24 protein-coding genes are annotated in these 24,717 nt (G+C 67.6%); 14 read left to right on the top strand and 10 right to left on the bottom strand.

Features of this window, described 5'->3' with window-relative positions; translation table 11 throughout:
• Positions 1–59 precede the first annotated feature (59 nt).
• Together QO011_RS16460 and QO011_RS16455 are read left to right on the top strand one after the other, a co-directional pair.
• Positions 60–965, top strand: coding sequence for a LysR family transcriptional regulator (locus QO011_RS16460; RefSeq protein WP_307274025.1), 906 nt, complete (start codon positions 60–62; stop codon positions 963–965).
• 1 nt (position 966) lies between these two features.
• The gene (locus QO011_RS16455; protein WP_307274023.1) at positions 967–1,320 is read left to right on the top strand and encodes a DUF488 domain-containing protein; all 354 of its coding nucleotides are present in this window, start codon (positions 967–969) and stop codon (positions 1,318–1,320) included.
• A 13-nt stretch (positions 1,321–1,333) separates the two neighbouring features.
• On the opposite strand, the gene QO011_RS16450 is transcribed toward QO011_RS16455, so the two are convergent.
• Together QO011_RS16450 and QO011_RS16445 are read right to left on the bottom strand one after the other, a co-directional pair.
• Complete coding sequence (locus QO011_RS16450) at positions 1,334–2,536, bottom strand: pilus assembly protein TadG-related protein (RefSeq protein ID WP_307274021.1); 1,203 nt, start codon at positions 2,534–2,536, stop codon at positions 1,334–1,336.
• 322 nt (positions 2,537–2,858) lie between these two features.
• Positions 2,859–3,296 (bottom strand): MarR family winged helix-turn-helix transcriptional regulator, encoded by a 438-nt coding sequence (locus QO011_RS16445; protein ID WP_307274019.1) that lies wholly within the window; start codon positions 3,294–3,296, stop codon positions 2,859–2,861.
• 104 nt (positions 3,297–3,400) lie between these two features.
• Between QO011_RS16445 and QO011_RS16440 the strand changes: the two genes are divergently transcribed.
• Positions 3,401–5,224, top strand: a complete 1,824-nt coding sequence (locus tag QO011_RS16440; RefSeq protein WP_307274014.1) for a chloride channel protein — start codon at positions 3,401–3,403, stop codon at positions 5,222–5,224.
• A gap of 12 nt (positions 5,225–5,236) precedes the next feature.
• Here the strand turns inward: QO011_RS16440 and QO011_RS16435 are convergent, their stop codons facing one another.
• Complete coding sequence (locus QO011_RS16435) at positions 5,237–5,689, bottom strand: hypothetical protein (protein WP_307274012.1); 453 nt, start codon at positions 5,687–5,689, stop codon at positions 5,237–5,239.
• Positions 5,690–5,931: 242 nt separating this feature from the next.
• Here QO011_RS16435 and QO011_RS16430 point away from each other — a divergent pair, with 242 nt between their 5' ends.
• The 7 genes from QO011_RS16430 (at position 5,932) to QO011_RS16400 (ending at position 13,381) form a co-directional block, all read left to right on the top strand.
• On the top strand, positions 5,932–7,359 hold the full coding sequence (locus tag QO011_RS16430) for an LLM class flavin-dependent oxidoreductase (RefSeq protein ID WP_307274009.1): 1,428 nt from the start codon (positions 5,932–5,934) through the stop codon (positions 7,357–7,359).
• Between the two features lie 7 nt (positions 7,360–7,366).
• Positions 7,367–8,137, top strand: coding sequence for an ABC transporter ATP-binding protein (locus tag QO011_RS16425; RefSeq protein WP_307274007.1), 771 nt, complete (start codon positions 7,367–7,369; stop codon positions 8,135–8,137).
• Between the two features lie 10 nt (positions 8,138–8,147).
• On the top strand, positions 8,148–9,029 hold the full coding sequence (locus tag QO011_RS16420; protein ID WP_307274005.1) for a branched-chain amino acid ABC transporter permease: 882 nt from the start codon (positions 8,148–8,150) through the stop codon (positions 9,027–9,029).
• Between the two features lie 14 nt (positions 9,030–9,043).
• On the top strand, positions 9,044–10,096 hold the full coding sequence (locus QO011_RS16415) for a branched-chain amino acid ABC transporter permease (protein ID WP_370881965.1): 1,053 nt from the start codon (positions 9,044–9,046) through the stop codon (positions 10,094–10,096).
• A gap of 42 nt (positions 10,097–10,138) precedes the next feature.
• On the top strand, positions 10,139–11,479 hold the full coding sequence (locus tag QO011_RS16410) for an ABC transporter substrate-binding protein (RefSeq protein ID WP_307273999.1): 1,341 nt from the start codon (positions 10,139–10,141) through the stop codon (positions 11,477–11,479).
• A gap of 67 nt (positions 11,480–11,546) precedes the next feature.
• On the top strand, positions 11,547–12,629 hold the full coding sequence (gene sfnG / locus QO011_RS16405) for a dimethylsulfone monooxygenase SfnG (protein WP_307273997.1): 1,083 nt from the start codon (positions 11,547–11,549) through the stop codon (positions 12,627–12,629).
• Positions 12,626–13,381 (top strand): ABC transporter ATP-binding protein, encoded by a 756-nt coding sequence (locus QO011_RS16400; RefSeq protein WP_307273995.1) that lies wholly within the window; start codon positions 12,626–12,628, stop codon positions 13,379–13,381. The genes sfnG and QO011_RS16400 overlap by 4 nt, the downstream gene beginning before the upstream one ends.
• A 250-nt stretch (positions 13,382–13,631) precedes the next feature.
• Here the strand turns inward: QO011_RS16400 and prfH are convergent, their stop codons facing one another.
• From prfH to QO011_RS16385, 3 genes are all read right to left on the bottom strand, one after another.
• On the bottom strand, positions 13,632–14,240 hold the full coding sequence (gene prfH / locus QO011_RS16395) for a peptide chain release factor H (protein WP_307273994.1): 609 nt from the start codon (positions 14,238–14,240) through the stop codon (positions 13,632–13,634).
• 3 nt (positions 14,241–14,243) lie between these two features.
• Positions 14,244–15,347 (bottom strand): RNA ligase RtcB family protein, encoded by a 1,104-nt coding sequence (locus QO011_RS16390; RefSeq protein ID WP_307273992.1) that lies wholly within the window; start codon positions 15,345–15,347, stop codon positions 14,244–14,246.
• A 212-nt stretch (positions 15,348–15,559) separates the two neighbouring features.
• Positions 15,560–15,910, bottom strand: a complete 351-nt coding sequence (locus tag QO011_RS16385; protein ID WP_307273990.1) for a hypothetical protein — start codon at positions 15,908–15,910, stop codon at positions 15,560–15,562.
• A 327-nt stretch (positions 15,911–16,237) separates the two neighbouring features.
• Here QO011_RS16385 and QO011_RS16380 point away from each other — a divergent pair, with 327 nt between their 5' ends.
• A complete protein-coding gene (locus QO011_RS16380; protein ID WP_307273987.1) occupies positions 16,238–16,519 on the top strand; it encodes a helix-turn-helix domain-containing protein in 282 nt (93 codons plus the stop codon).
• 122 nt (positions 16,520–16,641) lie between these two features.
• Entirely contained in the window at positions 16,642–17,061 is a 420-nt protein-coding gene (locus tag QO011_RS16375; protein WP_307273984.1) for a cupin domain-containing protein, read from the top strand.
• A gap of 132 nt (positions 17,062–17,193) precedes the next feature.
• Here the strand turns inward: QO011_RS16375 and QO011_RS16370 are convergent, their stop codons facing one another.
• The 3 genes from QO011_RS16370 to QO011_RS16360 all read right to left on the bottom strand — a co-directional run bounded on the left by QO011_RS16370 (position 17,194) and on the right by QO011_RS16360 (position 21,685).
• Positions 17,194–19,497 carry a UvrD-helicase domain-containing protein gene (locus QO011_RS16370; protein WP_307273982.1) on the bottom strand — a complete coding sequence of 768 codons (2,304 nt, stop codon included), beginning with the start codon at positions 19,495–19,497 and terminating at the stop codon, positions 17,194–17,196.
• 2 nt (positions 19,498–19,499) lie between these two features.
• Complete coding sequence (locus QO011_RS16365) at positions 19,500–20,357, bottom strand: hypothetical protein (protein ID WP_307273980.1); 858 nt, start codon at positions 20,355–20,357, stop codon at positions 19,500–19,502.
• Between the two features lie 395 nt (positions 20,358–20,752).
• Positions 20,753–21,685, bottom strand: coding sequence for a LysR substrate-binding domain-containing protein (locus QO011_RS16360; RefSeq protein ID WP_307273978.1), 933 nt, complete (start codon positions 21,683–21,685; stop codon positions 20,753–20,755).
• A 90-nt stretch (positions 21,686–21,775) separates the two neighbouring features.
• Here QO011_RS16360 and QO011_RS16355 point away from each other — a divergent pair, with 90 nt between their 5' ends.
• Both QO011_RS16355 and QO011_RS16350 read left to right on the top strand, forming a co-directional pair.
• The gene (locus QO011_RS16355) at positions 21,776–22,006 is read left to right on the top strand and encodes a hypothetical protein (protein ID WP_307273976.1); all 231 of its coding nucleotides are present in this window, start codon (positions 21,776–21,778) and stop codon (positions 22,004–22,006) included.
• Positions 22,007–22,098: 92 nt separating this feature from the next.
• Positions 22,099–23,274 carry a GGDEF domain-containing protein gene (locus tag QO011_RS16350; protein WP_307273975.1) on the top strand — a complete coding sequence of 392 codons (1,176 nt, stop codon included), beginning with the start codon at positions 22,099–22,101 and terminating at the stop codon, positions 23,272–23,274.
• Between the two features lie 282 nt (positions 23,275–23,556).
• Here QO011_RS16350 and QO011_RS16345 read toward each other — a convergent pair whose 3' ends face one another.
• A complete protein-coding gene (locus QO011_RS16345; protein ID WP_307273972.1) occupies positions 23,557–24,486 on the bottom strand; it encodes a LysR family transcriptional regulator in 930 nt (309 codons plus the stop codon).
• Positions 24,487–24,717 lie beyond the last annotated feature (231 nt).

Here is a 24,717-nt window from a genome sequence, read left to right as displayed (position 1 = left end):
CGCAACAGACAAACGCATTTTCATTGCAGATAAGCGTAATCTTCTTCATGTGAAGCACCATGGACATCGCCCTGGCCCGCACCTTCCTCGAAGTGGCCGCGAGCGGCAGCTTCATCGCCGCTGCCGAACGGCTGCACCTGACGCAGACGGCGGTGAGCGCACGGATCCGCGCCCTGGAAGAGCAGCTCGGCCGGCGCCTGTTCGTGCGCAACAAGGCCGGCGCGCGCCTGACGCCCGCCGGCGAGCGCTTCACCCGCCATGCCGCCACCCTGGTGCAGGTCTGGGAGCGGGCCCGCCACCAGGTGGCGCTGCCGCCCGGCCGCAGGGACGGGGTCAGCGTCGGCGGCGAGCTCAGCCTCTGGCATCCCCTGCTGGCGGACTGGCTGGTGTGGATGCATCGCGAATGCCCGGAGATCGCGCTCAGGGCCGAGGTCGACGCCCCGGCGCGCCTGCTCGACCGTGTGCAGGAGGGCTCGCTCGACCTTGCCGTGCTCTACAACCCGCCGCAGCGCCAGGACCTGGTGGCCGAGCTCCTGGTCGAGGAGAAGCTGGTGCTGGTGACCAGCGATCCCGGCGGCGCGCTGCTGCCGGAGCACTATGTCCATGTCGACTGGGGCTCGGCTTTCGCCGCCAATCACCAGGCCGCCTTTCCCGAGCTGGTGAGCCCGCCGGTCGCCATCTCGCTCGGGCCCCTCGCCCTCACCTATCTGCTCAGCGTCGGCGGCTGCGGCTATTTCCGGCTCGGCACGGCGCAGCCTTTCCTGGCCGACGGGCGCCTCACCCGGGTGCCGGGGGCGCCGGAATTCTCCCATTCCGCCTACACCGTCTATGCCGGCCGGCGCGAAGGCGACGTGCTCCAGCGCGTGCGCCGGGGCCTCTCCGCCGTCGCCGGCCGGGGCCGGCCGAGCCCGGCGCCGGTGATCGCGGCACGGTTGCCGGCCGATGCGCCGGCCGGAGCCGCCTGAGATGATCCGGGTCAGGCGCGTCTACGACCCGCCCGAGGCCGCCGACGGCCTGCGCATCCTGGTCGACCGGCTCTGGCCGCGCGGGCTGGCGAAGCAGGCGGCGCATCTCGACGTCTGGGCCCGCGACCTCGCCCCCAGCCCGGCGCTGCGGCGCTGGTTCGGCCACGACCCCGCCCGCTGGAGCGAGTTCCAGCGCCGCTATCGCCTCGAGCTGCAGGAGAACGCCGCCGCGCTGGCGGCGCTCCGGGCCAGGATCGGCGGCGGGACGGCGACGCTGCTCACCGCGACCCGGGATGCCGGCCATTCCCACGCGCACGTCCTCGAGGCGGTGCTCCGGGACAGCCCGCAGCCGTGAGACGATCGCGCTCCTACTGCGTCAGGCGGGCCATCGACACGATCTCCGTGAACAGGGCGTTCATCGCCTGCGAGATACCGTCGCCGGGGCTCACCTCGAAGAACAGGCCCGGGCTGGCGCAGGACTGCATGCGCGGATTGATCTGGCTGGCGAAGGGCGCGACGTTGCCCTGGTAGAAGCTGTTGGTCGGCAGGGGCAGATAGGTCGTGTAGAGCACGGCGATGGTGATGCCGCGGGACTTGATCGCGTCGCATTGCGCCACGGTGATCGGCGCGAGCGTCCGCCCCGAGCTGTTGCCGGGGGTCGGCTCGTCGGCGACACCGTCGCTGACGATGAACATCACCGTCTGCGGCGACGCGCTGGTCTGGCCCGAGCCGGAGGACGGCATGAGATAGTCCATCTTGGGCAGCAGGCCGTCGAGGTCGGTATAGCGGTCGGCGTTGTAGTTCTGGTAGGGCACGCTGACGAGATCGATCGCCGCCGCCGAGGCCGCGGCGCTGCCGAGGCTGGTGGTCAGGCCGCTGATCCTGGTCAGCACATTGTTGAAGGTATAGATGGAGACGCCGAATTGCTGCGGCAGGATCTCCGTCGCGGTGGCGTATTGCATCAGCGCCTGCGTCGCGCTGCGCACCTCGTCGATGCGCATGGTGATGCCGTTCTTCTTGGCCACGGTATAGAAATCCTCCTTCCCCGACAGGTCGTGGCAGGCGAAGCCGCAGCCGGGATCGATCGGCGCGTTCGCCGTCGCGGCGATGAGATTGTTGATGTCGGCCTGCGTGGCGCCGATGCCCATCGAGGGCGAATTGTCGAGGAAGAGATAGAAGTTCTGGTAGATGGGCAGCTGCGTCGTCGAGGACGCCGTGCCGCCGATCGCGGTCTGCGGCATGCCGATCAGCTGCGTGAACGTGTTGGGAACCGTCGCCGAGTAGGAGACGGTCGCCGACAGGGCCGTCGCCGTCTTGACGATCTGGACGGTGACCTTGGTGATGGTCACCGCGGACACCCGCGCGGCCTCGGCGTCGAAGAACGACGTGGTCGCCGCCTTGCCGTTGTCGGAGCTGTTGGCGAGGTTGACGACGCTGGTGCGCGAGACCGCGGAAAGCGCCGCGGCGTCGGCGATGGCGTCGAGTTGGCTGCGATAGGTCGCGGCCCGGGTATAGTCGACCGCCACGCCGACGCCGCCCATGACTGGAATGAGGGCGAAGGCGAAAAGCATGAGGACGTTGCCGCCCTCCTGTCCGCCAAGACGACGCAAGTACGAATACACGCTATGAGCGAGCTTGATCATGCCGCACTCCCGACGAAGTTGATCTTGTTCTTTCGGCGAGACCGTGAGGGGAGGCGATATCCGCTCCTGTTGCCGCCGCATCGAGCAGCACTGCCTTACGCGGGAGCGCGTTGCTGCAAACTTAATTCGATTGCAGAAAGATGCGGATTTTAGGCGAATTTTTACATTGGTTAAATTTATATTGGGTTGATACGCGAAACAGGCCGGTATCCCAGGCAAGGGGCTGCCGCTTCGCCCAGTCCCGCCCCGGTCACGGCGTTCCGGCGAAGGATTTCAGGATCGCCATCAGCGTCGGCACGATCGCGCGGATCTCCGCCACATGCACGGCCGAGAGGGTGCTCAGGCGCTCCCCGCCGAGCGTCGTCAGCTCCACCCGCACCCGTCGCCGGTCGGCGGGGTCGGGCGCGCGGCGCACCAGGCCGAGCCCGGCCATGCGGTCGACCAGCTCGACGGCGGTGTGGTGGCGGATGAACAGGATGCCGGCGAGCTCGCCCACCGTGAGGCCGCCATCCTCCGACAGGCCCTTGATCGCCAGCAGCGCCTGATGCTGCTGCGGCGTCAGCCCGGCCGCGTCCGCCGCCGCCTCGCTGAAGGCGGCGAACTTGCGCAGCTCGTGGCGAAAACGCGCCAGCGCGCGATAGTCCACCGCCGCTGGCCCGTCCGCGTCCCCCGCCGGTCCCTGTGACAATCCATCCTCCGCCGTGTCGCGATCACCTGTTTGACTGCGCGAAAATATATCGTATTGCGATGTTTCTGCGTCAACCAGCGCCATCCTCCACCGATCCGAACCGCATGACCACGAACACGCTCGACCACGCAAGCCCCGAACCGCCCCTGCCCCGCGCCGGCAGCCCCGGCCGCACCGCCAGGCTCGGCGACTTCACCACCGACCGCCGGGTGCTGCTCCTGATGCTGCTGGCGGTCGCGGCCGGCACGTTGAGCGTCGGCGCGGCCTGGCTGCTGCTGAAGCTGATCGCCCTGTGCACCAACCTCGCCTATTTCGGCCGGCTGTCGGTCGTGCCCTTGCCGATCGCCGCCACTCCGCTCGGCTGGGCCGCGGTCTTCGTGCCGGTGCTGGGATGCCTCGTCATCGGCTTGATGGCGCGCTACGGCTCCGAGAAGATCCGCGGCCACGGCATTCCCGAGGCGATCGAGGCGATCCTGATCGGCAAGAGCCGGATCAGCCCGAAGGTCGCCGTGCTGAAGCCGCTCTCCTCCGCCATCTCGATCGGCACCGGCGGCCCGTTCGGGGCGGAGGGGCCGATCATCATGACCGGCGGCGCGCTCGGCTCGCTGCTGGCGCAGACGATCCACCTCACCGCCAGCGAGCGCAAGGCGCTGCTCGTCGCCGGCGCGGCGGCGGGCATGACGGCGATCTTCGGCACGCCGGTCGCCGCCGTCCTGCTCGCGGTCGAGCTCCTGCTGTTCGAGTGGAAGCCGCGCAGCTTCCTCCCCGTTCTGGTGGCGGCGGCCGTCGCGGCGGCCGAGCGCACGCTCCTGTTCGATGCCGGGCCGCTGTTCCCCTATGCCGGCGGCATGGCGCTGTCGGGGCAGGCCATGCTCGCCTGGGCCCTGGTCGGCCTCAGCGCGGGCCTCGCCTCCGGCCTGCTCACCGCCATGGTCTATGCCTGCGAGGACGCCTTCCAGGCCCTGCCGATCCACTGGATGTGGTGGCCGCTGGCAGGCGGATTGGCGATCGGCATCGGCGGGCTGATCGACCCCGCCGCGCTCGGCGTCGGCTATGACAACATCGCCCATCTCCTCGCCGGCGACATGCCGGCCAGGGCGGTCCTCCTCCTGCTCGTCGTCAAGGCCGTGATCTGGGCGATCGCGCTCGGCTCGGGCACGTCGGGCGGCGTGCTGGCGCCGCTCCTGATCTTCGGCGGCTGCCTCGGGGCGCTGGAGAGCCTCGGCCTGCCCGCTGCCGATGCCGGCTTCTGGGCGCTGCTCGGCATGGCGGCGATGATGGGCGGCACCATGCGCGCGCCGCTGACCGCGACCCTGTTCGCCGTCGAGCTGACCGGCAACCTCGCCGCGCTGCTGCCCCTGCTCACCGCCTGCGGCATCGCCTATGCCACCACGGTCCTGCTGCTCAAGCGCTCGATCCTGACGGAGAAGATCGCCCGGCGCGGCCACCACATCACCCGCGAATACCACGCCGATCCCTTCACCCTGGTGCCGGTTGGGGAGGTGATGGTGCGCGAGGTCGACGTGCTCGGTGCCGAGATCACGGTCGGCGACGCCGTGGCCTTCTTCACCGCCGCCGAGCACCGCCACAAGAGCTATCCCGTGGTCGATGCCGGGCGCCAGGTCGTCGGCATGGTGTCGCGGGCCGACATCCTGGCCTGGACGGTCGACGATCGCATGGAGGGGCTGCCGCTCGGCGAGGCGCTCGAGGGACGCGACCTCCTCGTCGGCACGCCGCAGGAGCTGGTCGGCCACCTCGCCGACCGCATGGCTGCGGCGGATGTCGGCCGGGTGCCGATCCTCGATCGCCAGACCGGCCGGCTCGTCGGCCTCGTCGCCCGCAAGGACCTGTTGCAGGTCCGCGCCCGCACCGCGGCCGAGGAGAAGGAGCGCGCCGTCTATCTCGGGCTCGGCGCTCGCGGGCGCTGAGTCGGCGCGACCTCACTTCTTAATCGCGGCCACCAGCCTCTCGATCACAGGAGCAAACCGCTCACATTCCGCATAGGTCGGGCGCCTTGCCGGCGGTGCATAATCCCAGCGCCTGGCCTGCTCGTAGACGAACTTCGACGCCAGCGGTCCACCGAGTTGGCGGTCGACGGCAGCCGTGTGGTGAGCGTAGGCCCAGAAGAGACGCGTGAGGTAGTTTGCCCGCCTGAACTCCTCGTCGAAACTCGCCATCTGGCCGAGCGCCCGCTGCCGATCGATCGCGCTGTGCACCACGACCGTATTGCATGCCGTGGCAGCTTCCCAAGCGGGGAGGCCGGCTAGACGCGCCGGTATTACGGGATCCTTTGGCAATCGGGTGACGCCACCCGGCGGCGGTGGCCCAGGCGGCGCATAGCTGCAACCGGCAGCCACGAGCGCCACGGCGACGGCCCAAACCGTGACTTTCATGAATTTCCCCCTCAGCCCCGGCACGACGCTACCGCAACGGCAGGCTGGGCGTAAGGGTTTTCGTCGCGACGTGCGATGGCGTTCCACCGCGGTCTGGCCAGCTCATCGGGCTTTCGCCCAAAATTAAGGCATATTTTGTATATCAAATAACTAGACATTATAGACACAAGACGCTTTCATGCCGGCATACCGCCTGCGCAGGCCCGCCCGCGCCGGGCGCGCTTGCCTGCAAGGAGACGGGAATGACCCGCCAGATCCGCTTCAACGCCTTCGACATGAACTGCGTCGGTCACCAGTCGCCCGGCCTGTGGGCGCATCCGCGCGACCGCTCCTGGCAGTACAAGGACCTGGAATACTGGACCGACCTGGCGAAGACCCTGGAGCGCGGCATCTTCGACGGCATCTTCATCGCCGACGTCATCGGCTATTACGACGTCTACAAGCAGAGCAACTACCACGCGATCCACCAGGCCGCGCAGATCCCGGTCAACGATCCCCTGCAGCTCGCCGCGCCCATCGCCCTGGCCACCGAGCATCTGGGCATCGGCATCACCGCTTCCACCTCGTTCGAGCACCCCTACACCTTCGCCCGCCGCCTCTCGACCGCCGACCATCACACCAAGGGGCGCGTCGGCTGGAACATCGTCACCTCCTATCTCGAGAGCGGCGCCAAGAACATCGGCCAGGGCGGCCTGCGCCGGCACGACAACCGCTACGAGGTCGCGGCCGAATATGTCGAGGTGCTCTACAAGCTGTTCGAAGGCAGCTGGGAGGAGGGCGCGGTGGTGCGCGACCGCGCGCGGCGCATCTTCACCGACCCCGGCAAGGTCCACGAGATCGGCCACAAGGGCAAATTCTTCGACGTGCCGGGCTATCACCTCTGCGAGCCTTCGCCGCAGCGCACGCCGGTGCTCTACCAGGCCGGCGCCTCCGGCCCCGGCAAGGCCTTCGCCGCCGGCCATGCCGAATGCATCTTCGTCGCCGCGCCGACCCAGCCGGTGCTGAAGTCCTATGTCGCCGATGTCCGCCGCCAGGCCGTGGCCGCCGGGCGCAGCGCCGGCGACGTCCTGATCTACAACCTCATCACCATCATCGTCGACGAGACCGACGAGAAGGCGCAGGCCAAGTTCAGGGAGTACCAGCAATACGCCTCCTATGACGGAGCGCTGGTGTTCATGTCCGGCTGGAGCGGCATCGATTTCGGCCAGTATGCGCCGACCGACCTGGTCAAGAAGGTCGAGACCAACGCCATCCATTCGGTGGTTGAGCATCTCGCCGGCGGCGAGAAGTCCTGGACCATCGAGGAGCTGGCGCTGTGGGGCGGCATCGGCGGCCTCGGCCCGGTCTTCGTCGGCTCGCCCGCAACCATCGCCGACATCCTGCAGCAATGGGTCGAGGAGACCGATGTCGACGGCTTCAACCTCGCCTATGCCGTGACCCCCGAGAGCTTCGAGGACGTGGTCAACCACCTCGTCCCCGAGCTGCAGAAGCGCGGCGCCTATCCCACCGGCTACAAGCCGGGCACGCTGCGCGAAAAGCTGTTCGGCCGCGGCGACCATCTACCGAAGACCCACCCGGCCGACCAGTATCGCGACATCGAGGCGGTGAAGCGGGCCGAGGCCGAGGCGCGGCAGGCCGGCGGCCGCCGCCTGGAAGCGGTCGGGGCGTAAGGCTGATATGGCCGGTCCCCTCCTCCAGCTCCGGGACGTCTCGCTCGCCTTCAGGGGCGTCCAGGCGCTGACCGGCCTCAGCTTCGATGTCGCCGAAGGCGAGATCTGCGCCCTGATCGGCCCGAACGGCGCCGGCAAGAGCTCACTGCTCAACGTCATCAACGGCGTCTACCGGGCCGATGCCGGCGAGATCGTCTTCGACGGCCGGCGGTTCGAGGCGATCTCGCCGTTCAAGGCGGCGCATCTGGGCATCGGCCGCACCTTCCAGCACAACGCCCTGTTCAAGCGCCTGACCGTGCTCGACAACGTCCTCGCCGGCCTCGGCCGGCACAGCCGCACCACCCTGTTCGAGAACGCCTTCCATATCGGCCGCGATGCGGCCGAGGAACGGGCGTTCCGGGCCCGCGCCGAACGGATCATCGCCTTCCTCGACCTCACGCCGTATGCCGGCGCCGTCGTCTCCACCCTGCCCTACGGCACGCAGAAGCGGGTCGATCTTGCCCGCGCCCTGGTCGGCGAGCCGCGGCTGCTGCTGCTCGACGAGCCGATGGCCGGGATGAACCAGGAGGAGAAGCAGGAGATGGCCGGCTTCGTCGCCGAGGTGAACGCCAGCTTCGGCACCACCATCGTGCTGATCGAGCACGATGTCGGCATCGTCATGGGCCTCGCCGGCCATGTCGTCGTCCTCGACTACGGCCGCAAGGTCGCCGACGGCGCGCCGGAGGCGGTGCGCAGCAACCCGGACGTGATCGCCGCCTATCTCGGCACCGTGCATTGAGGGCGGGGATTTGAGCTTCTTCCTGGAAACGCTGGTCGGCGGCCTCCTCGCCGGCGTGATGTACGCGCTGGTCGCGATCGGCTTCGTGCTGATCTACAAGGCGTCCGGGGTCTTCAACTTCGCCCAGGGCTCGATGGTGCTCTGCGCGGCCCTCGTCTTCGTGACCTTCCGCGAGAAGGGCGTCGACGGGCCGCTGGCCTTCCTCATCACCCTTGCCATCATGGTGGCGCTCGCCATCGCGATCGAGCGCGTGGTCCTGCGGCCGCTGGTCAACCGGCCGCAGATCACCCTGTTCATGGCGACTCTCGGCCTCAGCTTCGTCATCGAGGGCATGGCCCAGTTCCTGATGGGCGCGAGCGTCCACGAGCTCGACCTCGGCATCCTCGACCTGCCGATGGAGGTCGGGCCGATCCAGGTCAGCCAGTTCGACCTCGTCGCGGCGGGGGCGGCGGGGGCGCTCGTCATCGCGCTGTCCCTGCTGTTCAGCCGGACCAGGATCGGCATCTCGCTGCGCGCCATCGCCGACGACCCCAAGGCGGCGCTGTCGATCGGCATCCGCCTGCAATCCCTGTGGGCGATCGCCTGGGCCATTGCCGGCTTCGTCTCCCTGGTCGCCGGCCTGCTCTGGGGGGCGCGGCAGGGCGTGCAGTTCTCCCTGACCCTCGTGGTGCTGAAGGCGCTGCCGGTCCTGATCATCGGCGGCTTCACCTCGATATCGGGCGCCATCGTCGGCGGCCTGATCGTCGGGGCGGCCGACAGCCTGGCCGAGATCTATGTCGGACCGCTGCTCGGCGGCAGCGTCTCGACCTGGTTCGTCTACGTGCTCGCCGTGGCCTTCCTCCTCGTCCGCCCCGCCGGCCTGTTCGGCGAGCACAGCATCGAAAGAGTGTGAGCCCCGTGTCCTCGATGAGCTCGGAAAGCCCCCGTCTCGCCGCCACCGCGCTCGCCACGCCGAGGCTGGGCTGGCTGTGGACGGCCGCTCTCGCGGCGCTGGCGGCCCTGGCCTTCGTCGTGGTGCCGCTGGCCGGCTCCGACTACTGGCTCAACGCCATCCTGGTGCCGTTCCTGATCCTGTCGCTCGCCGGCCTCGGCCTGAACCTCACCATGGGCTATGCCGGCCAGCCCTCGCTCGGCACCGGCGCCTTCATGGCGGCCGGGGCCTATGCGACCTACAACCTGCTGCTGCGGCTGCCCTTCCTGCCCCTGCCGGTCAGCCTCCTCCTCGGCGGCCTGATCGCCGGTGTCGTCGGCGTCGTCGTCGGCCTGCCGAGCCTGCGCATCAAGGGCTTCTATCTCCTCGCCACCACCCTCGCCGCCCAGTTCTTCCTGGAATGGCTGTTCAACCAATATGGCTGGTTCTCCAACTATTCGAGCTCCAGCTCGATCTCGGCGCCGCGCCTGGAGATCTTCGGCCATTCGCTGTCGACCGCGGCCGGGCGCTACCTCCTGACCCTCACCAGCGTGGCCCTGGTCACGGCCGTCGCCCTGCGCCTGGTGCGCAGCCAGGCCGGGCGCCGGTGGATGGCCGTCCGCGACATGGACACGGCGGCGGCGGTGATCGGCATCCCGGTGGCGCGGGCCAAGCTGCAGGCCTTCTTCGTCGGCGCCTTCGTCTGCGGCATCGCCGGCTCGCTCTGGGCCTTCGCCTATCTCGGCACGGTCGATGCCCGCAGCTTCAGCCTGGACCGGTCGTTCCAGGCCATGTTCATCGTCATCATCGGCGGCCTCGGCAGCGTCCTCGGCAATTACATCGGCGCGGCCTTCATCGTGTTGCTGCCGATCCTGCTCAACCACCTCGCCGGCGCCCTGTTCGGCGGCGCGATCGACCCCGGCCAGCTGGAGAACCTGCAGAAGGCGTTCTTCGGCGGGCTGATCATCCTGTTCCTGATCAAGGAGCCGGACGGCCTGGCCGCCCTCCTGGCCCGGGCCCGGACCTGGCTGGCCGGCCCGCGCCCCTGAATCCAGCCGACCTCAACTCAACGCAGCATGGAGAACCAGACAATGTCGTCCCTCGCCCGCCGGCTCTGGCGCACCGCGGCCGCCGCGGTCGCCGGCCTCACCCTCGGCACCGGCCTCGCGCTCGCCGCCGAGCCCGCGCAGAAGCAATATATCCCGCTCCTCACCTACCGGGTCGGCGCCTATGCCTCGAGCGGCATCCCGATCTGGGCCGGCATCATCGACTATTTCACCTATCTCAACGAGGCCGAGGGCGGCATCAACGGCGTCAAGCTGTTCTGGGACGAATGCGAGACCGAATGGGGCGTCGAGAAGGGCGTCGAGTGCTATGAGCGCGTCAAGGGCGGCAAGGACGGCTCGCCCGTCGCCATCCTCTGGCCGCACAGCGACCCGATCGGCAAGGCGCTGACCGAGAAGGCGGTCGCCGACAAGATCCCGCTGGTCACGCTCAACTACGGCCGGACCGAGGCCGTCGACGGCCGGGTCTTCCCCTACAGCTTTCCCGTGGTGCTGAGCTTCTACAGCGAGGCCTCGACCGCCATCAACTACATCGCCCAGGCGGTGGGGGGTAAGGACAAGCTCAAGGGCCTGAAGATCGCCACCGTCTATCACGACTCGCCCTATGGCAAGGAGACCCAGCCGGCCCTCGACCTCCTGGCCAAGACCTATGGCTTCGAGAACATCCAGATCCCGGTGCCCCATCCCGGCAACGACCAGACGGCGCAGTGGAACCGTATCCGCCAGCTCAAGCCCGACTGGGTGTTCCTGCGCGGCTGGGGCGTGATGACGCCGGTCGCGATCAAGACCGCCGCCAAGGTCGGCTTCCCCGCCGACCACATCATCGGCGGCATCTGGTCGAGCTCGGAGGAGGACGTCCGCCCTGCCGGCGCCGTCGGCAAGGGGTACCTCGCCATCACCACCTATCCCGCCGGCACCAACTTCCCGATCCACGACAAGATCAAGAAGGTCGTCATCGACGCCGGCAAGAGCAACCTGCAGGACCCCAAGAGCTTCGGCTCGGTCTACTACAATTCCGGCATCGTCGACGCGATCATCCTGACCGAGGCGATCCGCACGGCGCAGGCCAAGTTCGGCCATCGCGCCATCAACGGCGAGGAGGGCCGCTGGGGCCTGGAGCATCTCGACATCGATGCCAAGCGCATCGCCGAGATCGGCGCCACCGGCCTGCAGCCGACGCTGAAGCTGTCGCCGAGCGACCATGAAGGCGGCGGCATCGCCCGCGTCATCCAGTGGGACGGCGAGACGTGGAACACGGTCAGCGACTGGATCCAGGCCGACCGCGACCTCCTCAGGCCGCTGATCCTGGAGCGGGCCGCGGCCTATGCCAAGGAGAAGGGCATCACCCCCGTCGCCGGCACGAACTGATCCCTCGCCATGCCCGGCCCCGCCCGGGCATGGCGCCCCCTCTCCCATCGATCACAAGGACTGTGCCATGGCCATCCGCTTCGGCTACTGGATGCCGCTCGGCAGCGGCGGCTTCGTCATCAGCAACATCAAGCAGCGCACCGACTGGAGCCTCGACTACAATGCGCGCCTGGCGCAGGAGGCCGAGGAGCTCGGCTTCGAATATGGCCTGGCGCCGGCCCGCTTCATCGCCAGCCACGGCTGGGAGCTGCAGCAGGAGGCGGTGACCTGCACGGCCGTGCTGGCGGCGCAGACGAAAAAGCTCAAGCTGATCAGCGCCATCCACACCGGCTTCTGGCATCCCGCCATGGTGGCCAAGATGGGCGCGACCATCGACGTCTATTCCAAGGGCCGCTTTGCCATCAACATCCTGAGCGGCTCGTTCCGCGACGAGTTCCGCGCCTTCGGCGAGCCCTGGCTCGACCATGACGAGCGCTACCGCCGCTCGGAGGAGTTCATCCAGGTCCTCAAGGGGCTGTGGACGCAGGACAGCCTGACCTTCAAGGGCGACTTCTATCGCATCAACGAAGGCTGGCTGAAGCCGCGGCCGGTCTCCTCGCCCCATCCGGAAATCTTCCAGGGCGGCAATTCGAAAGCCGCGCGGCGGATGGCCGCCCGCCATTCCGACTGGTACTTCCTCAACGGCAACTCGGTCGAGGGCGTCAAGGCGCAGATCGACGAGGTCCGCGCGCTGGCCGCGGCCGAGGGCCGCACGGTGAAGTTCGGCCTCAACGGCTTCGTCATCCAGCGCCCGACCGAGAAGGACGCGCTCGACCAGCTCGCCGAAATCATCGCCGGCGCCGATCCGAAGGTGGTCAAGGCCTTCGGCGACCAGGCCCGCAACGCCGGCGCCTCGACCGCCGAGAAGATCGGCATGTGGGCCGATTCCGACTATGCCAACCTGGTCCAGCCCAATGACGGCTTCAAGACCCGGCTGTTCGGCCCGCCCGAGCTGATCGCCGAGCGCATCCGCCAATACGAGGCGGTCGGCGTCGACATGATCCTGACCGCCTTCCTGCACTTCACCGACGAGCTGCCGGCCTTCGGCCGCGAGGTCATCCCGCTGCTGCAGGGGAGCGAAGCCCGGCGCGAGAGCCTGGTTCCCGCATGACGCAGCCTCTCCTCCAGGTCGACGCCATCGAGGCCCTCTACGGGCAGGCGATCCTCGCCGTCCGCGACGTCTCGCTCGAGGTCCGGCAGGGTGCGGTCGTCGCCCTGCTCGGGGCCAACGGCGCCGGCAAGACCACCACCCTCAAGGCGATCTCCAACCTGCTCGGCGCCGAGCGCGGCAGTCTCAGCCGCGGCACCATCCGCTGGAAGGGTGAGCCGACGGCCCGGCTGGGCCCGTCGGAGCTGGTGAGGCGCGGCATCGTGCAGGTGCTGGAGGGACGCCATGTCTTCCCCCAGCTCACCGTCGAGGAGAACCTCCTCGCCGGCGGCTTCCTGCGCCGGCCGAGCCGGCGGCAGATCGCGGCCGACCTGGAGCAGGTCTACGCCTGGTTTCCCCGCCTGAAGCAGCGGCGCGGCAGCAAGGCCGGCCTCACCTCCGGCGGCGAGCAGCAGATGGTCGCCATCGGCCGCGCCCTGATGACCCGGCCGACGCTGGTGCTGCTCGACGAGCCGTCCATGGGCCTGGCGCCGATCATCGTCCAGGAGATCTTCGAGATCATCCGGACGCTGAACCGCGAGGACGGCGTCAGCTTCCTGATCGCCGAGCAGAACGCCAACCTGGCGCTGCGCTATGCCGACCACGCCTACATCCTCGAGACCGGCCGCGTCGCCGCCGCGGGGCCGGCCGCCGAGCTCGCGGCGCGAGAGGACGTGAAGGAATTCTATCTGGGCGCGGGGACGGCCAGACATTGAGGCACGGCGCGCGGGAGTGAGGTTCGCAGGGGCGGCGTCTCCCTGTGCCAGCGGCGTTCCCCAGAACCGCGACGTCATGGCCGGGCTTGACCCGGCCATCCACGCAAACGCCACATCCACCCATATCGCCGCGACATCGGCCAGAGCCCTTCTCGGTGCCATCGGCGTTCGCGTGGATGGGCGGGTCAAGCCCGCCCATGACGCGCGGATGGGTGAACCCGCAGTGCTCCTCGCCCCCGAGATCCTCCCCTTACGCACTACGGAACGTCCGCCTCGGATTGCCCCTCTCCACCTCGATGCGGTCCAGCCATTCCGACCGCTTCGCCCCCGCCGCCGCCCGGTCGGCGACGGCCGATAGCAGGGCGCTCAGCCGCGCCAAGGCCTGCTTGCGGTTCTGGTGCTGCGAGCGCCCCTCGCGGGCGATGGCGCTGAGGCCGGTTGGGACATGCACCGCCCGCACCGCGCTCTCGGTGACGTTCTGGTGCTGGCCGCCCGGCCCTCCCGCGCGCATCGCCTCGTAGCGCACGTCCGCGTCCGACAGCGGCGCGGTCCGGGCCGGCTTCGCCAGCCGGTGCACGCCGACATACCAGTTCCGCCGCGCCCGGCCGCCTCTCAAGGCCTCGTCGACCCACAGCACGGTCCCGGTCCAGCCGGCGGCGAAGGCCGGCGCGCCCTCGCCGCCGAGCGCGACCAGGACGCTGGCCGCGGCCTCGTCCGCCTCGCCGAGATCGAGCGCCACCGACAGGCCGGCCGCGGCCGCCTCCTCGGCCAGCCGCCGCGCCACCCGGGCCACCACGACCCGGCATTCCGCCGGCCCGCGCCCCGCCGTGACCATCAGCACGAGATCCGCCTCGGCCATGGCTCAGGCCCTCCCCGTCTTGAAGGTGACGATCGGCTTCAGGATCGCCACCACCCGGGCGAGGCCATGCGCATCGAGGTCGGCGACGACCTGCGCGATGTCCTTGTAGGCCCCCGGCGCCTCCTCCATCGCCAGCTTGCGGTCGGCGCAGATGACGCGGTTGCCGACCGGGTTGGGCCGCTCGGCGTCGCGCCGCCGCCCGTGCATGGAGGCACGGTCCCGCTTGCGGCCGGCGCCATGCGCGAGCGAGCGCAGGGCTCCGGGCACATCCGGATCGGGCGCGACGACATAGGTCATCGCGCCGCGGGAACCCGGCACCGGCACCAGGCCGAGATCCGCCTGCGCCGCGCCCTTGCGGTGCAGGACGAGGTCGCCCGCCACCGTGACATGGTTGTGCGGCACGTCGAGCCAGGGCTTGCCGTCCTGCCCGATGAGATCAGCGGCGCGTTCGGCCAGCACGGCGCGGTTGAGGCGCGCGAAGCCGAGCGCCACGTCGTGGTCGGCGAGATAGGCGCGCCCTGCCCCTTCGAGCGCCAGCCCCTCGCCATGGACGAAGGGATGGCGCGCCAGCACCTCCGGACCGAGCCCGCGCGAACCGGAATGGACCAGCAGCACCAGGCGGCCGGCCTCCAGTCCCGCCGCGGCGCAGGCCTCCCCATCCACCATGGCATGGACGGCCTGCAGCTCGACGAAATGATTGCCGCCGCCGACCGTGCCGAGGGCCTCGGCATGCGCCGCCGCGACATCGGCGGGAATGCCGGCCGCGACGGCGTCCTCGGGCTCCAGCCCGCCGGCGTCGCCGAGCTTCGACAGCGCCTGCACCGCCTTCTCGACCCGCAGGCGGCGGGCCACGCCGTCCAGGAGCCAGGCGGTCATGCCGCAGCCGATATCGGTGCCGACGATATCGGGATGGACGATGCCCTCGGTCAACACGGCGCAGCCGACCGGCCCCTTGTGGCCGGGGTGGAGGTCGGGCATGCCGGCGACGGCCAGGACGCCGCGCCGGCCGAGCACCTGCTCGAGCTGCCGGACGGCCGCACCCTCGATCCACGAGGACGCGGAGGCGAAGATGCGCAGCCGCGCATCCGCCGAAGTCGAATTGATCATGAGACATGTCTCGAAGGCGCGCCGCTCATCTGCGAGCGCGCGTCAAGGGGTCATCGCGCCGGACCGGCCGATGGGCTTAGAGAGCAGAACCCTTGCGGGCGAAGCGAGCCGACATGACCGTCTCCTTGCCTTCGAGGCTCCCCCTCGGGATCTTGGGGGAGCAGAGGGCGCGGCTGATGCCACAGGACTTGCGTTGCGTCAAGACGCAACCCTCAATGCCAGGCCACGTCCTGCCGCGCGGCCGGCGCGATGCCCGGGCCCGGCGCCATGGCCTCCCGGCTGCCGGCCCAGGCCTCGCCCGCATCGACGATGCAGGCGGTGCCATCCGGCGCCGAGCGGACGATGGTCCAGGTTCCCGCCGGGGAGGTGAAGACCTCCATCACCGTGCCCGACTTCGACAGGCCCATGCCCTCGCGCACCTCGTGGTACTGCGCGCCGAGCAGGTCGGCCAGTTGCTGGTGCGGGCCGCAGACGATGGCCTGGGCCGATGCGGCCGACAGGAAGGTGGGAAGCGCGGCCGCCGCGATCAGCAACCGCCATGCGATTCTCGTCTTCGCGAACATCGACGTCACTCCGTCGGGCACCTCTGGTCCCGCCGACGCTCCGCAAAGGCCGCCGGGCCCTCAGGTGCGATTGCCGAACGCGCTCGCTCCGATCGCCATTGCCTCCCTGGATCGAATACGGTGCTTGAAGAACACATGGGGATGGGGAAGCAAAACGGCAATATGCCTCCCCCTTTCCCGCATGCGTCGGAGGGCGAGGGTTGCCGGCTGCGCATGGCCAGGCCGTCACGATTGCGGCATGCTGGCGGAAAGAGCCCCATCAGACGGCGCAGGGGACATCGAGCTCCCGACGAAACGGCTCAAGGATTGGACGGGGCAACAATGACTATGGAAACGTTCGACGGCGTCTTTGACGCTCTGGCCGATACGCCTGCGGAGTCGGCCAATATGACCGCCCGTGCTGACGTGCTCCTCGCGATCCGTGAGCGGGTGAAGGTCTGGACCATCACGCAGGAAGACGCAGCAGCTCGTCTCGGACTGACGCGTCCGCGTCTCGACGATCTGATGCGTGGGAAGCTCGACAAGGTCTCGCTCGACGCGCTGGTCAACATCGCGACGGCAGCAGGCTTCAAGCTGCATATCGAGATCGAGGACGCCAAGGCCGCCTGACGACAGTCCGCCGCGGCATGCGCCAGCCGCCGTGGTCGCGGACGCCGCATGGTCAAGCCGTCGCGGTTGCGGCATGCTGCCGGCGAGACGCTGCAGAAAGCCGCGCGCCCGGAGGAGATGCCATGTCCGAGACCATCCAGTTCGGCGGCCTGGAGCTGCGGTTCCTACGGGACAAGGCCGAGACCGGCGGCGGCCTCACCCTGTTCGAGATGACCGTGCAGCCGAACGCCCGCATGCCGGTGCCGCACCATCACGAGGGCTGGGACGAGACCATCTACGGCCTCGCCGGCGAGACCACCTGGCGCATCGGCGGCGAGGATGTCGCGCTCGGGCCGGGTGAGGTCGTCTTCATCCGGCGCGGCGTCGTGCATGGCTTCCGCAACGATGGCACCGGGCCGGCGCGGTGCCTGTGCATCCTCACGCCCGGCGTACTCGGCATTGGGTATTTCAGGGAGATGGCGGCGCTGGTGGCGGCGGGGGCGCCCGATCCCGAGCGGATGAAGGAGGTCATGCTGCGGCATGGGCTGGTGCCGGCGCCATAGGCCGCAGCTCAGGATGTAACTCACAGTGGAAACGAATAAAACGGATTGTAGGCCAAAGCTCGCAATCGCCACGCCCTCTCACCCAGCTCCAACGAGGAGATCGACAGTTCTTCTGCACACATAACAATAAGACTATTCCCTCAACTGAATGGCGTGGGAGCTGAATGCGGTGTTCAAGATCGAGCTTGGACCTCGTGCCCGAACACCAGTCACCAGAACCCTGTACCTAGCCCTCGTTATAGCTACATATAGCCTGTTATGAGCGGTGAAATTCATAAAGGCCCGGCTCTCGTGCGAAATGCCGCCGGATGGAGGCACACGCCCCTGGTCTACCCCTACAAGAACGACTCCATCGAATTCCAAACCACCAACATAGTCAGGCATGCTCAATACAAAGCGTCCTGATTGTTTTGCGCGTCTGACCACCTCAACATTTCCGCGCTCCTTGAGCACCTCAACGGGTTTATTGGCCAATTCGGCCTTTGCGATCAGCGCTCGGAACAGTTCCTCCGTAAAGGCGACAATCGCAACATCGCCTCGCGAAGATGCCATCTCACGACTCATACGCTCCGCTCGCTCGTAGGAGCCATCGACCAAAGCCTCATCGTTCTCAAAAACAACGAACGCTGGCGGCTCACAGATACGTTCTTCCTCAAATGACTGGTTACTATTGGCGAGAGCTAGCGGATCTTCAAAGTTCGTAAAAAGATTTGCACCAGAAGATGTGACAGAAAAAGCAAGATTAACAATATCGCTGGAACAACGAAACACCGACGATACCTTCATTTTGGAATGATCTAATCTTTGAGATTCTTGAGGAACCAAGGTTTCCCAGTCAAAGTCGCCCGCCCATCCCCGATCTCCAATTGCTTGTGAGCGATCGACCGCAAAAGCAATTTGGAAGCGATCCTCTCGCTTTGTCAAATGGTGGAAGATAGACAACTCATTCATATTAAAGAGGTGCGTTTCATCAATGTAGATGCAGTCGTAGCCTTCCCGGGATCGCCTCCGCCTCCAAATAGGCGTTGCGAGCTGCCCCAGCGCACTAAGCATCACATCATCAGTGTCAAATTGAGCACCGGAAATAAGCTGCTCTCTATAGAGTTCATAGACTCTCCAAACAAAGCTCTTATCCCCATCGTTTACTAGGGGGAGTCCGGATTTAAGCGCGGGAACTCGTTTGTAAGCATCAAACTGCTCGTTAGCGCGCCCTTTAATAACAACACCAATCTCATGCTGAAGCATCTGGATAATGGGCCACTCATCTTCCGAGCTCAAGAAACTCAAAAATGATGAGGATAAGAACTTCTGGTAAGTACCAAGTTCATCCTTTGCGCGATGAAAGGCATCTTCGACGTACAAAAGCTGAATCTGCTTAGCGTCATAGGCGTCCGGGTCAAGAAGTTCAGTATCAGACAGTTCTCTCCGCAGTATCTCGGCACACAGCCCTTGCAAGGTTGCGACCTTCAATACCCTTCGCGGCGAGAGAGCAGTCAGAAAGTTGTCCGCATCCATAGATTGAAGAACCGAAACAATACTTCTTCGACTAGCCTCGCTATGAGTTACGAATAAGCTGCTATTCTCAACATCCACTCCTTCAGAGGTGCGCAGGCCGTGCACAGCCTTTAAAGCCAAGCAGAGCGTTTTTCCTGTACCAGCTGGCCCTTCAATTCGCATCGGAGTGGCGAGGCCAGATTCAACAAACCGGCGCTGCTCGGACGTCAGCGCGCGCATCCAGAGGTCGTAGCCCTGATGGATGTCCAAGCGCCCGGGAGGGCTGCCAATGGAGACATTTTGGAAGGAAGCAATCGTCGCACCCTCTGGAATAGCAACATGTACTCCCAACTCTATCTTCGCCAGATCTTCAATGAACTTCCGAAAAACAGTGAACGATGGTGTTTCAGCAGGGCCCTGATTTTCTTCTCGTCCCGACTTGTAAACAAGAAGATAGCGCTCAGATTGTCCTCTTTTCTGCAGACGCCCAGCGTAAGGATTCAAATCCACAGAAATGCGAAAACCAGTTTTCTGACTGATCGGGAACGGAAATATTACAGCTTTGGAGTATGCAGGGTAGATCAATTCCGTCGGATTAAGAACCCGCTGATCCCAATATTTTACAGAAAAGCGCAGAACTCTTTGAAAGCACTGAACAGCATCCACCTTCGCTTGACTATCCCCAAACAGATGCGATTCCTCAAGATCGAAGACGACGAATGCAGGGGTTTTGGCTCCCGCGCACGTAATAATGAGACCGGCATTCGAGGCCCCTCGTTGCGCCATCAGGCGAGGAGCAATTTTGGCTAGATCGAGCTCTCGCCCCGAAAGAAACTCGCCGAGTTGATCACCAAGCTCGAAATCCGTCGTTTGAAGGAGGCGATTTCCGACGATCTCCTCCACCGCCTCTCGCTGGACGGCAATATAGCGGTTCACGGCCATTTTCATTCATCTCCAGACGGCGCGGGAATGCGGTTCTGCAATCTCTTCACAGTTGCCTCGTTCACGTCTGACACACCGATCCGGGAAAATAGGAGCGTGAGCCTCTGCATCAAATGTTCGATAAACGGCGACTGCAGCAAGCCCGTCGGCCAGGCGAAATCGTCATCCGGGATATAGAGGCGATCTCCGCACCGTGAGTCAGTGGCCTGCAAAGCCGCATAACTCGGACGATCCAATCCATTCGCCACTGCTTTTGCTAGCCCCCTCGGGATGTGTCGGATTTCGCGAAGCAGAGCCACATAGCCTGCCCTCTCCTCTTGAGGCCCCACACCGGGCAGATAGTAGGCCTCGGCGATGGCGTTTGAGCAAAGCTCCTTCACGAGTTTGCCAGCCTCTGCCTTTTCCAAAGTCAACAGAGCGTTGGCCGCAGCAATAGGAGGTACAGGCTGCATGCATTTTCCGGCCGCCTCGTAGCGTCTCGCGTGTTTTACAAATTGCTCTCGTTTGCTACTGATTTTCGACGAGGCATCGTCCGCATCAAATATGATGCGAAAAACTTCATTGTGAGGTGTTGTGGTTAATATTGACGCTGCCAATCCGAGTTGCGTGAGCGTGTTTCGCATCTCCCCCATAGCCGAGCGCGAAGTGCGCCCCGCGAGTGCACGCACACCTTCACGAACCAGCCAGTCATCGAACTTCACTATTGGGATGTAATTGTACACATCCACCTTGTCGTTCGTTACATCACATCGAGCCGTGATTATCAGCCCGTGGACGACGCAGTCGACATAGTCCTCGGCTAAGGCGCAGGAAAAAATCGTGCCCTGTGTCAGCGGACCAATTGCGGCTTTCGTGATCATGTGCCCCTGGACCAAGCGCCCTGTCGCGGCACCAAATGTCGCCGCCGATTCCCTAGCGATATGATCGTTCCGATTATGTGCCTTTTGGTCAATCGTTTCGGAACTCAGATCGTTGTCGATCCATCCTCAACGCGATCGCGACAGGCCCGACGAGCTTCTGCCCTTTCCGCTCAATCCAAGATCGCTGGCACCTAATGGACTCAGCGTGAGAGGCCGACGTACTCACCACGTGGTGGTCGGCGGGCCGGACACCTGCTCCCAAATACCAGAAGCAGTCGCTCGCAACGCCACCCCAAACCGGACATCGGCAACCTCTTCGACGGATCACAAGCGCTGTTCGCGCACGACCTCAGGACGACTGCCTTGCGTCGAGAGTGCTCACCCAACCCACCAATTCACGCCCCCTCCCGCCCACCCCGCAGCACCGCCTCGAACGCCTCCCCCTCCAGCGTCCCCGCCATCTCACGCCCGAGCCAGCCCCGGAACGCCGCCTCGACAGCCCGCACCGGCCGCCCGCGCGATGTGACGAACCAATAGGACCGGCCGGTCTCCACCGTCCGCGGAAACGGCGCCACCACGCGGCCGGCGACCAGCGCGTCATAGGCGAGCGTCTGCCAGGCCAGCATGACGCCCTGGCCGGCGATGGCGGCGTCGAGGCAGAGCGAGCCGTCGGAATAGACCGGGCCGAGGCGCAGCAGGCTTTCCTCCAGCCCGAGCGGCGCCAGCCAGGTGTCCCAGCCCATCGCCGAGCCGTGGTCGCGGATGACCGGCACGCCGGCGAGGTCCTCGGGGCGGCGGAGCCGGGCGGCCAGGGCCGGGCTGCACACCGGGAAGACGCGCTGCGGCAGGAGCTTCTCTGCCCGCACGCCCGGCCACGGCCCCGCCCCGACCCGGAGGGCGACGTCGGTGTCGGAGCCGTCGAGATCGGCGAAGGCCACCGAGGCATCGACGCGGATCGACAGGTCCGGCCGTTCGCGGGTGAAGGCGGAGAGGCGCGGCACCAGCCATTTCGCCGCCAGCACCGGCGGCACCGAGACGGTGAGGCAGTCCTCCGGCGCCGGCTCGGCGAGCGAGACCGCCTGGGCGAGGGCCTGGAACCCGGCCGAGAGAGGGCCGAGCAGCGCCGCGCCGAAGGCCGTCGGCTCCAGGCCCCTCGGCGTGCGCCGGAACACCGGGCGGCCGAGCTGGCGCTCGGTCTTGAGGATCTGCTGGCTGACCGCGCCGACGGAGACGCCGAGGAAGGAAGCGGCCTTGGCGAGCGAGCCGAGCCGCCCGGCGGCTTCGACCGCCCTGAGCCCGTTGAGGTGGATGCGCGCGAGGGGATCCATATAGGTTTTCTATAGGCTCGCGTCGCAATCCTCCATTCCTTTCGCGGGCCGTTGCGGCGCAATGGGCGGGCTTTGCACCGGAACCCGCTCATGTCCTGGCTGTCGCGCCTGTTCTGCCCGCCGGAGGCCGGCTACGACCTCCTCGCCGATCCCGCCCTCGCCGGCCTCTCGCCCCGCGCGCTCGCCGACCTGCCGCTCTGGCCGGCGCCGGAGCCGATGTCGCCGCCGGAGCCGGGCCGCACCGCGCCGGTCGCCCGTCCCGATCCCGCGCCGCGCTCTGCCGCCCGGCGGCTGCGGCCGCGGATGATGAACGCGGCCTGAAGACGGCGGCGCGGATTTGAGCGCCGCCGCACAGAAGATGCACAGCTCTTTCTGCTAAGCCTGATGCAAAGGCCGATTGCGAGAGAGCCGCGATGTCGTTCGATCCCGCCACCCTGATGACCCTGACGGCCATGGTCGCCGCGGCGGTGGGCAGCCTGCTCGTCTTCGCCTGGGTGCAGAACCCGTCGCATCGCGCCCTCGGCATCTGGGGCGGCGCGGACCTCGCCGGCGCGCTGGCCGCGGTCCTCTTGATGACGCGCAACGACGCCCCGGACCTCGTCTCGATCGTCCTGGCCCATGCCGTCCTCGCCGCGGCCTACGGGGCGATCTGGGCCGGCGGGCGCAGCTTCTGCCGCCGGCCGCTGCGGCCGCTGGCCATGGCGGCGGGGCCGGCGGTCTGGCTCGCCGCCTGCGCCTGGCCGCCCTTCCTGCAGTCGACGGACCTGCGCGTCATCCTGGCCTCCCTCATCGGCGCCGCCTATGCGGCGGCGACGGCGCGGGAGCTGCGCCGCGACGACGGCGAGCCCCTGCTCTCGCGCCGCCCGGCCGCGGCCTGCTTCGCCCTGCATGCCGGCCTGCTGCTCGCCCGGGGCGGCGTGGCGATGGTCTGGACCCTGCCGCCGGGCTCGCAGGTGCTGGCGACGCCCTGGCTGGTGGTCATGGCGGTGGAGCCGCTGATCCTGGTCGTGGCTACCGGCTTCCTGCAGCTCGCCATGGCCAAGGAGCGCTCCGAGCTGGTGCAGCGCCGGGCCGCCGCCACCGACGCGCTGACCGGCGTCGCCAACCGGCGCGCCTTCCTGGAGGAGGGCGAGCGCCGGCTCGAGGCCGCCGCGCGCCAGGGCGCGCCCGCCGCGCTGCTGCTGTTCGACCTCGACCATTTCAAGCGCATCAACGACGGCCATGGCCATGACGCCGGCGACCGGGCGCTGCAGGCCTTCGCCGGGCATACCGCCCTGACCCTGCCGGCCGACACGCTGTTCGGCCGCATCGGCGGCGAGGAATTCGCGGCGCTGCTCACCGGCCCCGCGGCGCGGGCCGCCCTGCCCACCGCCGACCGCATCCGCCGGGTGATCGAGAGCATGGCCCTCGCCGGGCCCGGCATGCCGGCGGGGCTGTCGGTCAGCATCGGCGTGTCGACGGCGGCGGACGCCGATCTCGGCGCCCTGCTCCGCCAGGCGGACCGCGCCCTCTACGCCGCGAAATCCGCCGGCCGCAACTGCGTGCGGGCCTTCCGGCCGCGGTCGGCGCCGTTCCTGCGGGTGGTTTGAGGCGGGGCGGCCGTGCGGATGAGTGCGGCGGAGCGAGACGCGGCCCCCGTTCATGCAAGCGCGACGCCTGGGTTCCTCCTCCCCCTTGTGGGGAGGGGTTCGGGGTGGGGGTCGTGCAGAATGAGGCGGAGCAGTCTGCCAAGGTCGCTCTCTGACGCGCATCGCGCCATTTTCTGAGGGACCCCCACCCCTACCCCCTCCCCACAAGGGGGAGGGGAAATGCTGGCGTCGCGCTCGCGGCAGTTCTTCCCGAACAAGCGCGCAGCATTCCCGAACGGGCCCTCACTCCCGCCGGCTCTCCCGCACGCAGGCGATGAATCGCCGCAGCGCCCCGGAGGGCTCCTCGTCCCGGTAGGCCAGATGCAGGCGCGCGGTGAGGCCCGCCGCCTCGTCCAGCCCGGCATAGGCGATGCCGTTGGTCTCCAGCCGCGCCATCGAGGCGGGAATGATGGTGACGCCGAGGCCCGCGGCGACCAGGCTCAGCGTGGAGAGCAGGCGCGGCGCCTCCTGGCTGACCCGCGGGCTGAAGCCGGCGGCGCGGCAGGCGGCGATGATGCCGTCGTAGAGCCCCGGTCCGGACGGACGCCGGTACAGGATGAAAGCTTCCTCGGCGAGGGCGGCGAGGGGGATGCGGCGCCTCGCCCCGCCCCGCCGCGCCCGCGGGCCGGGCCCGGCGGCGAAGCGGTGCTGCTCGGGCAGGGCAACCAGCATCTCCTCTTCCAGCACCGGCTCGACGACCAGCGCCGGCGGGCTCTCGACCGGCGAGCGCACGAAGGCGGCGTCGAGCCGCCGGCCCTGGATCGCCTCGATCAGGTCGCCGGTATGCCCCTCCTCCAGCGCCAGGGCCACGCCGGGCGTCGCCTGGCGCATGGACCGGACGACGGCCGCGACCAGCGGATGAAACGAGGCCGAGCTGGTGAAGCCGACGGCGAGGCGCCCCTGCTCGCCGCGCGCCGTGCCGCGCGCCGCCTCCAGGGCCGCGTCGACGTCGTCGAGGATGTGGCGGACCCGCTCCAGCAGCACCCGGCCGGCCTCGGTCAGGTCCATGCCGCGCGGCTGGCGCCGGAACAGCGGCGCGCCGACCAGCCCCTCCAGCGCCCGGATCTGCTGGCTGAGCGGCGGCTGCTGCAGGCCGAGCCGCTCGGCTGCGCGCGTCACATGGCCTTCCCTGGCGACGGCGACGAAGTAGCGGAGATGGCGCAGCTCGAGCATCGACATATGTCCTGCATATGGATTGTTGCTTATCCATATATTGGACGGGCGGACGATTGAAGCCTAGAGGTCGTGCGCCGCGCTTTCCGCCGTCATGGCCGGACTTGATCCGGCCATCCACGCGAACACTATCGGACGTCGCGTTCGCGTGGATGGCCGGGACGAGCCCGGCCATGACGGAGCCTTCCTTATCCCCGGACGCCACCTCCGCCCGGCGCTCCCGCCCCACGT

It is taken from the genome of Labrys wisconsinensis (assembly GCF_030814995.1).
Classification (GTDB): Bacteria; Pseudomonadota; Alphaproteobacteria; order Rhizobiales; family Labraceae; genus Labrys; species Labrys wisconsinensis.
This window is presented reverse-complemented; position numbering and strand designations above follow the sequence as displayed.

Bases quoted from the DNA above. Each gene is read 5' to 3' on its own strand.
- QO011_RS16460 (WP_307274025.1), top strand. From the start codon at position 60: ATGGACATCGCCCTGGCCCGCACCTTCCTCGAAGTGGCCGCGAGCGGC.
- QO011_RS16345 (WP_307273972.1), bottom strand. From the start codon at position 24,486: ATGCTCGAGCTGCGCCATCTCCGCTACTTCGTCGCCGTCGCCAGGGAA.
- QO011_RS16415 (WP_370881965.1), top strand. From the start codon at position 9,044: ATGAGCTCGGAAAGCCCCCGTCTCGCCGCCACCGCGCTCGCCACGCCG.
- QO011_RS16370 (WP_307273982.1), bottom strand. From the start codon at position 19,497: ATGGCCGTGAACCGCTATATTGCCGTCCAGCGAGAGGCGGTGGAGGAG.
- QO011_RS16425 (WP_307274007.1), top strand. From the start codon at position 7,367: ATGGCCGGTCCCCTCCTCCAGCTCCGGGACGTCTCGCTCGCCTTCAGG.
- sfnG (WP_307273997.1), top strand. From the start codon at position 11,547: ATGGCCATCCGCTTCGGCTACTGGATGCCGCTCGGCAGCGGCGGCTTC.
- prfH (WP_307273994.1), bottom strand. From the start codon at position 14,240: ATGGCCGAGGCGGATCTCGTGCTGATGGTCACGGCGGGGCGCGGGCCG.
- QO011_RS16385 (WP_307273990.1), bottom strand. From the start codon at position 15,910: ATGTTCGCGAAGACGAGAATCGCATGGCGGTTGCTGATCGCGGCGGCC.
- QO011_RS16400 (WP_307273995.1), top strand. From the start codon at position 12,626: ATGACGCAGCCTCTCCTCCAGGTCGACGCCATCGAGGCCCTCTACGGG.
- QO011_RS16355 (WP_307273976.1), top strand. From the start codon at position 21,776: ATGTCCTGGCTGTCGCGCCTGTTCTGCCCGCCGGAGGCCGGCTACGAC.
- QO011_RS16430 (WP_307274009.1), top strand. From the start codon at position 5,932: ATGACCCGCCAGATCCGCTTCAACGCCTTCGACATGAACTGCGTCGGT.
- QO011_RS16350 (WP_307273975.1), top strand. From the start codon at position 22,099: ATGTCGTTCGATCCCGCCACCCTGATGACCCTGACGGCCATGGTCGCC.
- QO011_RS16440 (WP_307274014.1), top strand. From the start codon at position 3,401: ATGACCACGAACACGCTCGACCACGCAAGCCCCGAACCGCCCCTGCCC.
- QO011_RS16455 (WP_307274023.1), top strand. From the start codon at position 967: ATGATCCGGGTCAGGCGCGTCTACGACCCGCCCGAGGCCGCCGACGGC.
- QO011_RS16450 (WP_307274021.1), bottom strand. From the start codon at position 2,536: ATGCTTTTCGCCTTCGCCCTCATTCCAGTCATGGGCGGCGTCGGCGTG.
- QO011_RS16390 (WP_307273992.1), bottom strand. From the start codon at position 15,347: ATGATCAATTCGACTTCGGCGGATGCGCGGCTGCGCATCTTCGCCTCC.
- QO011_RS16380 (WP_307273987.1), top strand. From the start codon at position 16,238: ATGGAAACGTTCGACGGCGTCTTTGACGCTCTGGCCGATACGCCTGCG.
- QO011_RS16375 (WP_307273984.1), top strand. From the start codon at position 16,642: ATGTCCGAGACCATCCAGTTCGGCGGCCTGGAGCTGCGGTTCCTACGG.
- QO011_RS16360 (WP_307273978.1), bottom strand. From the start codon at position 21,685: ATGGATCCCCTCGCGCGCATCCACCTCAACGGGCTCAGGGCGGTCGAA.
- QO011_RS16435 (WP_307274012.1), bottom strand. From the start codon at position 5,689: ATGAAAGTCACGGTTTGGGCCGTCGCCGTGGCGCTCGTGGCTGCCGGT.
- QO011_RS16365 (WP_307273980.1), bottom strand. From the start codon at position 20,357: ATGATCACGAAAGCCGCAATTGGTCCGCTGACACAGGGCACGATTTTT.
- QO011_RS16410 (WP_307273999.1), top strand. From the start codon at position 10,139: ATGTCGTCCCTCGCCCGCCGGCTCTGGCGCACCGCGGCCGCCGCGGTC.